12 protein-coding genes are annotated in these 12705 nt (G+C 70.7%); 9 read left to right on the forward strand and 3 right to left on the reverse strand.

Annotated features, from left to right (window positions below; genetic code table 11):
* Window positions 1-399: 399 nt before the first annotated feature.
* The 8 genes from N4G63_RS27250 (at window position 400) to N4G63_RS27285 (ending at window position 9447) form a co-directional block, all read left to right on the forward strand.
* On the forward strand, window positions 400-2499 hold the full coding sequence (locus N4G63_RS27250; protein WP_314600458.1) for a bifunctional rhamnulose-1-phosphate aldolase/short-chain dehydrogenase: 2100 nt from the start codon (window positions 400-402) through the stop codon (window positions 2497-2499).
* Between the two features lie 25 nt (window positions 2500-2524).
* Entirely contained in the window at window positions 2525-3811 is a 1287-nt protein-coding gene (gene rhaI / locus N4G63_RS27255) for an L-rhamnose catabolism isomerase (protein ID WP_260791421.1), read from the forward strand.
* Complete coding sequence (locus tag N4G63_RS27260; protein WP_314600459.1) at window positions 3804-5258, forward strand: FGGY-family carbohydrate kinase; 1455 nt, start codon at window positions 3804-3806, stop codon at window positions 5256-5258. The genes rhaI and N4G63_RS27260 overlap by 8 nt, the downstream gene beginning before the upstream one ends.
* A gap of 273 nt (window positions 5259-5531) precedes the next feature.
* Complete coding sequence (locus N4G63_RS27265; RefSeq protein WP_314600460.1) at window positions 5532-6029, forward strand: hypothetical protein; 498 nt, start codon at window positions 5532-5534, stop codon at window positions 6027-6029.
* Window positions 6030-6767: a hypothetical protein gene (locus N4G63_RS27270; RefSeq protein WP_314600461.1), complete on the forward strand. Its 738-nt coding sequence runs from the start codon at window positions 6030-6032 to the stop codon at window positions 6765-6767.
* Window positions 6768-6810: 43 nt separating this feature from the next.
* Window positions 6811-7890 (forward strand): phospholipase A2 family protein, encoded by a 1080-nt coding sequence (locus N4G63_RS27275; protein WP_314600462.1) that lies wholly within the window; start codon window positions 6811-6813, stop codon window positions 7888-7890.
* 51 nt (window positions 7891-7941) lie between these two features.
* Window positions 7942-9003 (forward strand): TlpA family protein disulfide reductase, encoded by a 1062-nt coding sequence (locus N4G63_RS27280; protein WP_260791331.1) that lies wholly within the window; start codon window positions 7942-7944, stop codon window positions 9001-9003.
* Window positions 9004-9009: 6 nt separating this feature from the next.
* Window positions 9010-9447 (forward strand): ubiquitin family protein, encoded by a 438-nt coding sequence (locus N4G63_RS27285; protein WP_260791322.1) that lies wholly within the window; start codon window positions 9010-9012, stop codon window positions 9445-9447.
* 60 nt (window positions 9448-9507) lie between these two features.
* Here the strand turns inward: N4G63_RS27285 and N4G63_RS27290 are convergent, their stop codons facing one another.
* The 3 genes from N4G63_RS27290 to N4G63_RS27300 all read right to left on the reverse strand — a co-directional run bounded on the left by N4G63_RS27290 (window position 9508) and on the right by N4G63_RS27300 (window position 11754).
* Window positions 9508-10419, reverse strand: a complete 912-nt coding sequence (locus N4G63_RS27290; RefSeq protein ID WP_314600463.1) for a LysR family transcriptional regulator — start codon at window positions 10417-10419, stop codon at window positions 9508-9510.
* 201 nt (window positions 10420-10620) lie between these two features.
* The gene (locus tag N4G63_RS27295) at window positions 10621-10878 is read right to left on the reverse strand and encodes a hypothetical protein (protein WP_260791317.1); all 258 of its coding nucleotides are present in this window, start codon (window positions 10876-10878) and stop codon (window positions 10621-10623) included.
* A gap of 240 nt (window positions 10879-11118) precedes the next feature.
* Window positions 11119-11754 carry an NAD(P)H-dependent oxidoreductase gene (locus tag N4G63_RS27300; RefSeq protein ID WP_314600464.1) on the reverse strand — a complete coding sequence of 212 codons (636 nt, stop codon included), beginning with the start codon at window positions 11752-11754 and terminating at the stop codon, window positions 11119-11121.
* A 214-nt stretch (window positions 11755-11968) separates the two neighbouring features.
* On the opposite strand from N4G63_RS27300, the gene N4G63_RS27305 reads away from it, so the two are divergent.
* On the forward strand, window positions 11969-12676 hold the full coding sequence (locus N4G63_RS27305; RefSeq protein ID WP_314600465.1) for an HAD-IA family hydrolase: 708 nt from the start codon (window positions 11969-11971) through the stop codon (window positions 12674-12676).
* Window positions 12677-12705 lie beyond the last annotated feature (29 nt).

The raw sequence follows: 12705 nt of genomic DNA on the forward strand, positions 1-12705 counted from the left end.
CGGCCGGCGCGTCAGACGCTGGCCGTGTGGCGCGCTGCGGGGCATCGGCGCCACGGCATGTTCGGTGATCGGGGCCGGCGGCACGCAGCGGACATGCCCGCAATCCCGAGCGCCGTGCAGGGCGGGTGGGCCGGGCCTTCGGGGCCGGCCGGGCTCGGGTTTTCCAGTGCGCCAGCGGCCCGGCGGGCCTTGGCGCACCGCCAGCCGGGCCCGCGCCCGGGGCCCGGGGCGGCTGCGGCGGCACCGCATAAGTTCTCCTTATCCGGCGCAACAGCATCGGGCGATTGTGGTGAAGCGGTGCCCTGCCTACAGTCCGCGGGCTTCCCGGCACCGGGTGGCCTGCGGGCCATGGCGCCGGACCCTTCTTCTCCCAGCCTGCGGCACCGGCCGCACCCCGACATGAGCGAGACCCGCCCCTTTCCCCGCTGGAATGCCGAACACGCCGCCTCGCTGGACGAACCCGGCCTGCTGCTCTACCGCAGCAACCTGCTCGGCTCCGACCTGCGCATCACCAACTACGGCGGCGGCAACACCTCGGCCAAGATCCGGCAGACCGACATGCTCAGCGGCCAGCCGGTGGATGTGCTGTGGGTCAAGGGCTCGGGCGGCGACATCGGCTCGATGAAGCGCGACGGCTTCTCCACCCTCTACATGGACAAGCTGGATGCGCTGCAGGGCCTGTACCGCGGCCTGGCGCATGAAGACGAGATGGTGGGCTACCTGCCGCACTGCACCTTCAACCTCAACCCGCGCGCCGCCTCCATCGACACGCCGCTGCACTCGCAGCTGCCCTATGCGCATGTGGACCACATGCACCCCGATGCGGTGATCGCCATCGCGGCCATGGCCAACTCGCAGGAGATCACCCAGAAGGTCTTCGAAGGCACGGTCGGCTGGATGCCCTGGATGCGCCCGGGCTACGAGCTGGGCTGCCGGCTCAAGGCCTACAACGCCGCCCACCCCGGCCTGCGCGGCATCGTGCTGGGCGGCCATGGCCTGTTCAGCTGGGGCGAGACCTCGCAGGCCTGCTACGAGAACACGGTCGACCTGATCGAGCGCGCCCAGGCCTGGCTGGCCAGCGAGCGCGTGGCGCGAAAGGCGGTGGTGTTTGGTGGCGCGCAGTTCAGCACGCTGGCCAGCGAAGAGCGCGACGCGGTGCTGGCGCGCCTGCTGCCCGTGGTGCGCGGCGTGGCCGGTGCCGGCAAGCCCAAGCTGCTGCACGTGAACACCTCGCCCGAGGTGCTGGAGTTCGTCAACTCGCAAGACCTGACGCCGCTGGCCGCGCTGGGCACCAGCTGCCCCGATCACTTTCTGCGCACCAAGATCCGACCGCTGGTGATCGACGAAGCGGTGTGGCGCCTGGACGGCGCGGCGCTGAAGGACAGGCTCAACGCCCTGATCGACGCCTACCGCGCCGATTACGCGGCTTACTATGATCGCTGCAAGCGCCCCAGCAGCCCGCCGCTGCGCGACCCCAACCCGGTGGTGCTGCTGCTGCCGCGCATCGGCATGGTGACGCTGGCCGGCGACAAGGCTACCGCGCGCATCGCCGGCGAGTTCTATGTCAACGCCATCAACGTGATGCGCGAGGCCAATGCGGTGGACCGGTACGTGGGCCTGCCCGAGCAGGAGGCCTTCGACATCGAATACTGGCTGCTGGAAGAAGCCAAGCTGCAGCGCATGCCCAAGCCCAAACCCCTGGTGGGCAAGGTGGCGCTGGTCACCGGCGGTGCCGGCGGCATCGGCCAGGCCATCGTGCGCCGCTACCTGGCCGAGGGCGCCTGCGTGGTGCTGGCCGACATCGACCAGGAGGCGCTCGACGCCAGCACCGCCGAGCTGGCCAAGGCCTTCGGCAAGGACGTGGTGCGCGGCGTGCGTTGCGACGTCACCGACGAGGCCAGCGTGATCGCCGCCTTCGGCCACGCGGCGCTTGAGTTTGGCGGCGTCGACATCCTGGTCAGCAATGCCGGCATCGCCAGCGCCGCGCCGCTGGAAGACACCAGCCTGGCGCTGTGGAACAAGAACCAGAGCATCCTGGCCACCGGCTACTTCCTGGTGGGCCGCGAGGCCTTCCGCCAGATGAAGGCGCAGGGCACCGGCGGCAGCATCGTGGTCATCGCCAGCAAGAACGGCATGGTGGCCAGCAACCAGGCCACGGCCTACTGCGCGGCCAAGGCCGCCGAGATCCAGCTCAGCCGCAGCTTCGCGCTCGAAGGCGCACCGCTGGGCATCCGCAGCAACGTGGTCAACCCCGACGCGGTGATCCGCGGCAGCAAGATCTGGACGGGCCAGTGGAGCTCGGAACGCGCCGCCGCCAACAAGATCGACGAGGGCGACCTGGAGAAGTTCTACCGCGACCGCAGCATGCTCAAGCGCAGCGTGCTGCCCGAAGACATCGCCGAAGGCGCCTACTTCTTTGCCGCCGAGCACCTGAGCGGCAAGAGCACGGGCAACATCCTGAACGTCGACGCCGGCAACCTTGCCGCGTTCACACGCTGACCCCGGCGCACGCGGAGAATTCACCATGGCCATTCTTGATTCCGGCGTCATCGCCGCCCACAACGAGCCCCTGCTGCGCCATGTGCGCAACGACTACGAGCACCTGGGCGAGCAGCTGGCCCGCCGCCACATCGACATCGAGACCGTGCGCGCGCAGGTGGCGGCCTTCGGCGTGGCCATCCCCAGCTGGGGCGTGGGCACCGGCGGCACGCGCTTTGCGCGCTTTCCGGGCCGCGGCGAGCCGCGCCATGTGTTCGACAAGCTGCAGGATTGCGCCGTGATCCAGCAGCTGGCGCGCGCCACGCCCACGGTCAGCCTGCACATCCCGTGGGACAAGTGCACCGACTGGAGCGAGCTGCGCCAGACCGCGCAAGGCCATGGCCTGGCCTTTGACGCGATGAACTCCAACACCTTCTCCGACCAGCCCGGCCAGGCCCACAGCTACAAGTACGGCAGCCTGAGCCACAGCGATGCCGCCACGCGCGCGCAGGCGGTGGCGCACAACCTCGAGTGCATCGCCATCGGCCAGCAGCTGGGCAGCACCGCGCTCACCGTGTGGGTGGGTGACGGCAGCAACTTCCCGGGCCAGCAGCACTTTCGCCGCGCCTTCGACCGCTACCTCGAGAGTGCCCACCAGATCTACGCCGCCCTGCCGGTCGACTGGCGCATGATGCTCGAGCACAAGATCTGCGAGCCGGCCTTCTACGCCACCGTGATCCAGGACTGGGGCTCCAGCCTGCTGGCCGCGCAGACGCTCGGCCCCAAGGCGCAGTGCCTGGTGGATCTGGGCCACCACGCGCCCAACGTCAACATCGAGCTGATCGTGGCGCGCCTGATCGCCGCGGGCAAGCTGGCGGGCTTTCACTTCAACGACAGCAAGTACGGCGACGACGACCTCGATGCCGGCAGCGTGAGCCCGTACCGCCTGTTCCTGGTGTTCAACGAGCTGGTGGCCGCGGCGCACGAGGGCGTGGCCTTCGATCCGGCCTACATGCTCGACCAGAGCCACAACGTCACCGACCCGATCGAGAGCCTGATGACCAGCGCCGTGCAGGTGCAGCGCAGCTACGCCCAGGCCCTGCTGGTGGACCGCGCCGCACTCGATGCCGCGCAGCAGGCCAACGATGCGATGACCGCCACCCACCTGCTGAAGGCCGCCTTCCAGACCGACGTGACGCCGCTGCTGCAGCGCGTGCGCGCCGATGCCGGTGGCGCCATCGACCCGGTGGCCGCCTACCGCGCCAGCGGCTACCGCGCCCGCGTGGCGGCCGAGCGCCCGGCGGCGCAGGGCGGCGGAGGTGGCATTGTCTGAAGGCCAGCAAGGGCCCGGCGCCGCGCTGGACCTGGTGCTCGACATTGGCAAGACGCGCAGCAAGCTGCTGGTCATCGACCGTGCCGGCGCGGTGCTGGCGCAGTCCGACCATGCCTCGGGCACACAGCGCAGCGGCCCCTGGGCCGCGCTCGACACCGCCGGCATCGAGGCCTGGCTGTGCGAGGCGCTGGCCGGCCTGGGCGCACGGCGCAGCCAGCTGGCGCGGGCGGTGGTCAGCGCCCACGGCGCGGCCTTTGCCGCGGTGCAGGGCGAGCAGCTGTGCTGGCCGGTGCCCGACTACGAGTTCGAGGGCTTTGACGAGCGCCCGGCCGACTGGGCCGCGCAGATCGGCCCCTTCGAGCAGACCCACAGCCCCGACCTGCCACGCGGCCTGAACGCCGCCACGCAGTTCGACTGGCTCGAACGCCATGCCCCGGCGCAGTTTGCCCAAGGCCAGCTGCTGCCCTATGCCCAGTACTGGGCCTGGTGGCTCAGCGGCGTGGCGGCCAGCGAGGTCAGCTCACTCGGCTGCCACACCCACCTGTGGGACCCCCTGCGTGCCGCGCCCTCGGCACTGGCCCAGCGCCGCGGCTGGGCGGCGCGCCTGGCGCCGATGCGCCGGGCCTGGGAGGTGCTGGGCCTGGTGCGCCCGGCGCTGGCCCAGCGCCTGGGCCTGCCGCGCGGCCTGCGCGTGCATGCCGGCGTGCACGACAGCAATGCCTGCCTCACCCGCTACCTGCGCAGCCATCCGCGCATGACGCTGGTGACCACCGGCACCTGGGTGGTGGTGATGGCGCCCGGCGCCACGCAACGTGCGCTGCAGGCCGAGCTGGATCTGCTGAGCAATGTGTCGGTGCGCAACGAGCCGGTGCCCACCGGCCGCTTCATGGGCGGCCGCGAGCTGCAGCAGCTGTGCGCCGGCGCCGACCCCGCGCTGGCCACGCTGGGCACGCTGCAGCAGCTGCTGCAGCGCGGCGTGATGGCGCTGCCCGGCTTCGAGACCCAGGGCGGCCCGTTTCGCCGCAGCGCGGGCAGCGTGTGCGATGCCCAGGGCCCGCTGGCGCTCGACAGCCTGAGCCCGGCCGAGCGCGCCACGCTGGCCGGCCTGTACACCGCGCAAGTCACGGCCTGGATCATCGGCCGCCTGGGCGGCGTGGGCCCCACCGTGGTGGAAGGCCCGTTCTCGCGCAACCCGGTGTTCACCGCCGTGCTGGCCAGCCTGCTGGGCGGCGACGGCCTGAGCGTCAGCGTCGATCCGCTGGAAGGCACGGCCCGCGGCGCCTGGATGCTGGCCCACTGGACCGAACCGGCCATCGCCAGCCCCGCCGTGCTGCCCGCCGACCCGCTGCCGGCGGCGGCGCAGGCACAGCTGCTGGCGCTGCATGGTCGCTGGTGCGAGCGGGCCACGCACGCCGCCAGCCTGGCGCAGGAAGCGCCCGCCACGTAGGTTAGCCGTTACGCCCTTGGCTCGCGCCGCGGGCGGATGCTGCGGTGCAGCAGATCACACAGCCGGCCACGCCGACTCCCCCCTAAGTTCGAACGCAGCCGCGGGGTGCCGCGACATGCCGCATCTGCGTAGCATCGTTGCACGCGCACTTCGTCGGTTACTCGCGCCTTGAGCAGGGGGAGCTACGTGACAGCAGCCGTTCGGATTCATCCATGGGGTCGGGGTGCCAACATCCTGCGGGCCGCTTGTCGGCGCTGGCTGGTGAGGGCGGCCTTGCTGGCAGGCGCTGTGCTGCTGGGGGCCGGCGTGCCGGCACAGGCCGCTCTGCTGGTGACGCCCACCGGCACCAGCATCGAGCTGGCTCCCGGCGCGCTGAGCGTGGTGCGCGGCGACATCACCAACACCACCGGCTTCGACCTCGGCAGCGGCGATCTTTTCGGCAGTTTCAGCGGCTACCCCAGCAACGCCCTGATCATCGAGCAGCTGCTTGGCCTGGTGCCGCTGAGCATCGACGACCGAGCCATCACCCGCGATCTCGAACTCTTCTCGGTGCAACTCGGTTCCGGCGCCTTGCCCGGGCAGACCTACACCATCGAGTTCTTCTTCGGCGATGTGAACGGCAGCTTCAGCGAGGTGGCCACCTACTCGGTCACCGTGGCCCAGGGCCATTCCATCCCCGAGCCCGGCATGGCCTGGCTGGCGGGCATCAGTCTGCTGGGGCTTGCCGCTGGCCGCCGGCGTGGCAGCTTGCGCGGCGCACAGGAGATCTGAATGGCCACTTCTGCCACCTCGGTGCGGGTTGTTCTCGGAACGCCTGCACTGCAGCTGTCCGGCGGTCTGCTGACGCTGCGCATCCCGGTGCTCAACGCCGGCGATGTGGCCCTCGGCACCTTCGCCTGCACCGACATCCGGCTTGGCGCGGCCGTGCGCACCAGTCCGCCGGCCGTACCGCTGCCGCTGGGCACCGTCGGCCCGCGCAACAACGTCACCGTGCTCGCCAAGTTCACGGGTGCCACAACAGGTTCGCGGCTGCTGCTCACGCTGCGCGGCAGCTACCTGGTGAATGGTGTCAGCTACGGCCTGACCCTCAACCGCTACGTCACCGTGCCCGCCGAATCGGTGCCCACGCTGCCCACGCTTCGTGCACGGCTGCAGGCCACCACCGGCAATGCACAGTGGAACTACACCGTCATCAACGAAGAGGCGGCCACCAGCAGCCAGCGCGTGGCCAGTGTCTCGCTGCAGGTGGCGGCGCCCGTCACGGTCACCGGCACGCCGCCGGGCTGGCGTGCCGAGACCGACAACGCCACCTACGTGCTCTGGGTGTCCGACGACTTCGCGCCGCCCTATCCCACCCATGTGGCCCCGGGTCAGTCGCTGTCGGGTTTCCAGATCACCTGCCCGCGCCCGGCATCCGAAGCCGGCCCGTACAGCCTGGTGGCCTGGAACCACGCAGCCGACGATGCCGGCCTGGTGGTGGCCGAGTACACGCTCACGCCGCATCGCTGAGTCCGGCCCGCGCCGGCATCACACCGCAACCTGGGGAAGACCCATGCTGAACATGACACGACGCTTGCTGCCCGCGTGGTGGCCGAAGTGGGCCGGCGGTGGCACAGCGGCCACAGCGGCCACAGCGGCCACAGCGGCCACAGCGGCTGCCGTGCCCGCCAGTGCGGCGCCCGGAGCCGACGAGCGTTTCGACAATTTCATGCGCTCGATCGCCAGCCAGGCCACCCGGCGCGATGCGCTGCGCGTGACGGCCAATGGCGCGTTCCTGTCGTTCATGGCCACGCTGGGCCTGCGGCCGGCGCATGCCGCAGCCGATTGCCTGTGCGGTCGGCAACTCTACGATCCTGCGCTGCAGTGCTGCACACCCACCGGCGTGCAGACCAAGAGCCCGATCGCCGATCTGGCGCGCTGCCCGGATCGCGTGGCCTCTCCCAGGTACACCTGCGTGCCCAATGGTTGCGGGGCCGAGGGCGGGCAATCGTTTCCCGGCGGCTACGGGGCGGCCAGTTTCATCGGCTGCTGCAGCGCACACGACTGCTGCTATGGCACCTGCCGCTCGGCCCAGGCCAGTTGCGACGGCGCTTTCGGCAACTGCATGCGCGCATCCTGCGATGCCGCCTATCCGCCCAGCCTGGTGACGCTGCCGGGCGGCATCACGATCGACCGCAACCGCGTCAACCGAAGCCTTTGCCGTGGCCAGGCCAACGCCTACGAGTCGGCCGTTGCCAACTTTGGCGGCGATGCCCACACGGCCGCGCAGCAAAACGCCTGCGATTGTTGCGGCACGCAGAATTGCCCCACCTGCCCTGGCGGCACCTGCTCCAGCCTGCCGTCATGCCAAGACCCGGGTTGCGTGTGCTTCCAAACGGTGGAAGGGCGCGGCTTCTGCCACTTGCCGCAGTCCTGCGCCGGCTTGGCAAGCTGCACATCGAGCAGCAGTTGTCCATCGGGCTGGGCCTGCGTCTCGGTGACCTGCTGCTCCGGCGCTGGCGCCATCTGCATTCGACCCTGCTTCACCCTGGCGGGCGGCGCCGCAGCGCAACGCATCGCGCCAGCCGTGGCCGAATCCACCGGGCCCATGACCGCTCCAGTTTCAACGGCAGGCGCCAAGAGTCTGCGCTGAAGCAGCCTGTTGGCGGCCCGGCCTGCAACCCAAGAGCCCGAAGGATCGAAGATGGACATGATGTTGTCGCTGGCGTCGGCCGCGGTGTGGGGGGTGTTTCTGGTCGCGGGCGTGCGCAAGCTGCGCGACACATCCGCCACCGCGTCCGCGATGCGGGGCTTTGGTGTGCCGGCGGGGTTGGCCCAGCGGTTGGCGCCGGTGCTCCCGTGGGCCGAACTGGGCGTGGTGGTCTTGCTGTTGCTGCCAGGCCTGGCGCTTGCCGGGGCCGCCCTGGCGGTCGCGATGCTGGCAGCGTTCACACTGGCCATCACCGCAGCCCTGTTGCGCGGCGTGCGACCCGCGTGCAACTGCTTCGGACAGTCAGCCGGCAAGCCGATCAACTGGCTCACGGCGGCGCGCAATGCAGCGCTGCTCGGCTGCGCCGCGCTCATGCTGGTGCAGCCGGCCGCGCTCAGCTCGGGCCTGATCGATGTGTGGGCGGGCAGCTTGCGCGGGCTCGATCTTGCGACCGTGGTGGCGCTGGTGCTGGCATCGCTGGTGGCCGTGCAAGCGCTGGTGATGTCCAAGCTGTTCAGCCAGCAAGGGCGCATGCTGTTGCGCATCGACAACCTCGAGCACGAGTTGGCCCAGCGCACCTCGGCCACCGTGAGCCACTCGCTGCCGCCCTCCGGCCTGACCCTCGGCGCCTTGGCGCCCGATTTCGACTGGATGCCTCTGGCCGGCGGAGCCGTTCAATCGATGGCACGCCGCTGGCCCGAACGGCGCGAATGGGTGCTCGTGTTTGTCAGCGCCGAATGTGCGCCTTGCCACGAGCTGCTCGAATGGCTGGCCGCGTTGCCCGAGCGCAGCATGGCCCTGGTGATCACCAATGGTTCACCCGAACACAACCGTTCGCTGCGCAAGCTGGCCAAGCGCCTGGAGGTCGTCACGCAGTCGGGGCAACAGGCCCAGGACGCCTACGGTGTGATCGGCACGCCCAGTGCCGTGCGCATTGCCGACGGGCGCATCGCCTCCGGCATGGCGATCGGCATGGCGCCGATCCAGTCGCTGTTTGCGCAGCCGGTGCCGGCTGCGGCAGCGGTGGGTCTTCTTCAAGAGCCAGGCCTGGCCTGAGCGGGCTTGCCCTCACGCCGGCGCCTGCTGCTGGCCACGCTGCTTGGCGCGGCGCTGGTCGTGGCACTGGGCCTGGTGTTCAGGTGGTGGGCAAGCGGCCTGGCCGGCGCGGGCGCGCTGCATCAGTACGCGCCAGGTTCTGTTCAGGCCGGTGCGGCCTTTGAGATCCGCGTGCTGGCTGGTGCCTGGGGCGATGGCGCGCAGGTCGGCGGGCGATACCGCGACTGGTCGCTGCAGTTGATGCAGCAGGGTGTTGCGCTGGGTTCACCAGTCGCACCGGCAGGTACAAGCCGCGAGGGCGATCGCCTGGCGCTGCACTTCCAACTGCGCGCCCCCAGCCAGGGGCCTGGCCCGCAGGCACCACTGACCTGGCGCCTGGGTGTGGTGTTTGACGGTCAGCCGATGCAGCTGCCCGGCACCCACGCGATCGAGGTCACCCACTGACCGATGTGGGGTGGGGTGGGGCGGGGCGGCACAGCGCGCCTGGCGCACGCGGGGCCTGGTTCACAGCGTGCAGGCCGCCGCCCCGGCGCCATGCGCCAGCACATGCTCGCGCAGCAGGTTCTGCGTGGCCGTCAGGGGCGTGTCGCGGCGGGTGAGCACGCACCAGTCCAGCTGCTTGGGCATGCCCTGCACGTCCAGCACCACCAGCCGGCTGGCGGCCAGTTCGCTCTGGAAGGTGTGGGCCGAGGCAAAGCTGATGCCCATGCCGGCCATCACCGCGGCCTTGATCGCCTCGGGGCCCTGCAGCTCGATGTCGGCCCGCACCTGCAGGCGCTGCATCTGCAGCAGGTGCTCCAGAAAGGCCCGCGTGGCCGAGCCGGCCTCGCGCATGATGAAGGTGTCGCCGGCCAGCAGCGGCCAGGGGATGTCGCGCTGCCGGGCCAGATGGTGGTCGGGCGCGGCGATGATGGCGTGCGGGTTGCGAGCAAACACGTCGGCCTGCACCTCGGCCTCGGCCGGCGGGTAGCCGCCCACCAGCAGGTCGACCTGGCGCTCGGCCAGCAGGGCCAGCAGCTGGTCACGCCGGCCCTGGCTGAGCTTGATGCGCAGGTCGGGGTGCAGGCGCCGGAAGTCGGCCAGCAAGCGCGGCATGAAGTACTGCGCCGGCGACACCACGCCCACATGCACCTGGCCGCGGTGCTGGCCATGCACGGTCGACAGCGCGTCCTCGGCCACGCTGAACTGCGCCAGGATCACCCGCGTGTGGCGCAGCAGCTCGGCGCCGGTGTCGGTCAGGCGGATCGGTCGCGCCTGGGTGTCGAACAGGCGGCTGCCGATCTCGTCCTCGAGCTGGCGGATGTTCTGCGACACCGCGCTCTGGGTGATGTTCATCAGCTCGGCCGCCTTCAGGAAGCTGCCGGTGGTGGTGGCCGCCTCGAAGATGCGAAGGCCGCGCAGGGTGACGTTGCGCATGGGGGGGGTGAAGGGCGGGCGGTGGTCAGGGCGCGGCAGGCCGCGGGGGCGCCAGCATAGCGTGGGCTTCACGCCACGCCACGCCGGGCCCCGCCATGCGTCAAGCAGGTCAGGTAGACAAGCCGGCAAGCCGCCGGACGTGGCGGCCCGCGCCACCGCACCACCGCGTGCCGCGTGACCGCGTGGCCGCGCCGTCGGCGCTCAGCGTGCAGCGGCCGGGGCGGCCACCGCGCGCAGCAGCGCGCGTTCCAATGCGCGCTGGCGATTGCACCAGCTGGCGCTGCCCAGCACCGCGCCGATGTGACGCACGGTGCGCTCCACGCCTTCGCGGCGCAGCTGCTCGAGCGAGTGGATGCCGGCCGATTCAAGCCGCTGCACCACCAGCTGGCCGATGCCGCGCTCGCTCAGCAGCAGGTGACGCTCGTGTTGGGCAAACTGGGGCGGGGTGTGGGTGGTCATGGCGGCAAGGCGGGGGCGCGACGGTGCGTCGCTGGCCCGGTCATCTTGGCTGCACACCCGGCCGACCGCGAGCGGACATGCCCCAGCCGCTGCGGTGCCGCGCCCACCCGCTGCGTGGCACCCGATGGCCGCCAAAACCTGGTGCTAACCCTGATAAATCAGCGACCCACCAGGCCATTGGCCCGGGCGGGCCGGGCCCGTTGCCCGGGCGGAGGGGCCAGCCTCAGTCTGGCTTATGGGTCACTTCACTTCCGACACGAACTGCTCAAGCGGGCGCCGCACCTTGGGCAGATTGACCAGCCAGTCGCCTTCTTCCTGGCGATAGCCCAGCGGCAGCACCGTGACGCTGCGCAGACCGCGCGCGCGCAGGCCCAGGATCTCGTCGAGCTTGGCCGGGTCGAAGCCTTCCATCGGCGTGCTGTCCACCCCCTGCTCGGCCGCCGCCAGCATGGCCACGCCCAGGGCGATGTAGGTCTGGCGCGCAGCGTGCTGGAAGTTGACCTCGGCACCCCGCGGCGGGTAGTTCTTCAGCAGCATCTGGCGGTAGTTCTCCCAGCCCTCGTTGCGAAAGCCACGCACCTCGTTGGTGTAGTCGAACATGTGGTTGATGCGCTCGGTGGTGTAGTCGTCCCAGGCCGCAAACACCAGCAGGTGCGAGCCCTCGGTCACCTGCGCCTGGTTCCAGGCGATCTCGCGGATGCGGGCACGGACCTCGGGGCTGGTGACCACGATCACCTCGAAGGGCTGCAGCCCGCTCGAGGTGGGCGCCAGGCGCGCCGCCTCGACGATGGCATCCACCTGCGCCTGCGGCACGGCGCGGCTGGGGTCCATCTTCTTGGTGGCGTAGCGCCAGTTCAGGGTGTCGAGCAGTTTCATGAGCAAGGGGCCTGGTGCGGGCGTCAGACATCGATGGCACCGATTGTGCGCAGCCCGGTCATGGCCTCGCCCGGTGCAGGCCGATACAGGCTGTGGTATCGCGCGCGGCGCGGCGCGGCGCGAGCCCAGCCACAGCCACAGCCACAGCCGCAGCCACGCCGACAATGCGCGCCTGATCGACCCAGCCCGCCCACCCCGCCCATCCCGCCACGCCATGACCGACGCCGCGCTCCCGGCCCCGCACACCCTGCCCATCACCGCCGTCATCTTCGACATGGACGGCCTGCTGCTCGACACCGAGGGCCTCTACACCCGCAGCACCCAGGCGATTGCCGAGCGCTTTGGCAAGACCTTTGATTGGCAGCTCAAGCAGCACTCGCTGGGCCTGGGTGCACTGCCGTTTGCGCAGCTGATCGTCGAGCGGCTGGCGCTGCCGATCACGCCGCAGCAGTTTCTGGACGAGCGCGAGCCGATGCTGCAGCGGCTGTTCGCGCAGGTGCAGCCGATGCCCGGCGCGGCCGAGCTGGTGCGGCACCTGTCGGCGCAGGGTGTGCCGATCGCCGTGGCCACCAGCTCGCGCCAGCACTATGTGGATTTGAAGTCGCGCCCGCACGCCGACTGGTTTGCGCTGTTCGATGCCATCGTCACGCCCGACGATCCCGAGGTGCATGCGGCCAAGCCGGCACCCGACCTGTTTGCCGTGGCGGCGCAACGCATCGGCGCCGTGCCGGCGCGCACGCTGGCCTTCGAGGATTCACCCAATGGCGTGCTCTCGGCAGTGGCCGCGGGGCTGCGCGCCATCGCCGTGCCCGATGCGGCCATGGACCGCGGCCTGTACCCGCAGGCCACCGCCATCCTGGGCAGCCTGCGCGAGTTTCAGCCGCAGCAGTGGGGCCTGCCGCCCATGCCAACGGCCGCCTGACAAGGCGGCCGTTCGGTCAACACCCCGGC

It is taken from the genome of Aquabacterium sp. OR-4 (assembly GCF_025290835.2).
GTDB lineage: Bacteria > Pseudomonadota > Gammaproteobacteria > Burkholderiales > Burkholderiaceae_C > Pseudaquabacterium.

Bases quoted from the DNA above. Each gene is read 5' to 3' on its own strand.
- N4G63_RS27290 (WP_314600463.1), bottom strand. From the start codon at position 10,419: ATGCGCAACGTCACCCTGCGCGGCCTTCGCATCTTCGAGGCGGCCACC.
- N4G63_RS27305 (WP_314600465.1), top strand. From the start codon at position 11,969: ATGACCGACGCCGCGCTCCCGGCCCCGCACACCCTGCCCATCACCGCC.
- N4G63_RS27270 (WP_314600461.1), top strand. From the start codon at position 6,030: ATGGCCACTTCTGCCACCTCGGTGCGGGTTGTTCTCGGAACGCCTGCA.
- N4G63_RS27275 (WP_314600462.1), top strand. From the start codon at position 6,811: ATGCTGAACATGACACGACGCTTGCTGCCCGCGTGGTGGCCGAAGTGG.
- N4G63_RS27250 (WP_314600458.1), top strand. From the start codon at position 400: ATGAGCGAGACCCGCCCCTTTCCCCGCTGGAATGCCGAACACGCCGCC.
- N4G63_RS27300 (WP_314600464.1), bottom strand. From the start codon at position 11,754: ATGAAACTGCTCGACACCCTGAACTGGCGCTACGCCACCAAGAAGATG.
- N4G63_RS27280 (WP_260791331.1), top strand. From the start codon at position 7,942: ATGGACATGATGTTGTCGCTGGCGTCGGCCGCGGTGTGGGGGGTGTTT.
- rhaI (WP_260791421.1), top strand. From the start codon at position 2,525: ATGGCCATTCTTGATTCCGGCGTCATCGCCGCCCACAACGAGCCCCTG.
- N4G63_RS27295 (WP_260791317.1), bottom strand. From the start codon at position 10,878: ATGACCACCCACACCCCGCCCCAGTTTGCCCAACACGAGCGTCACCTG.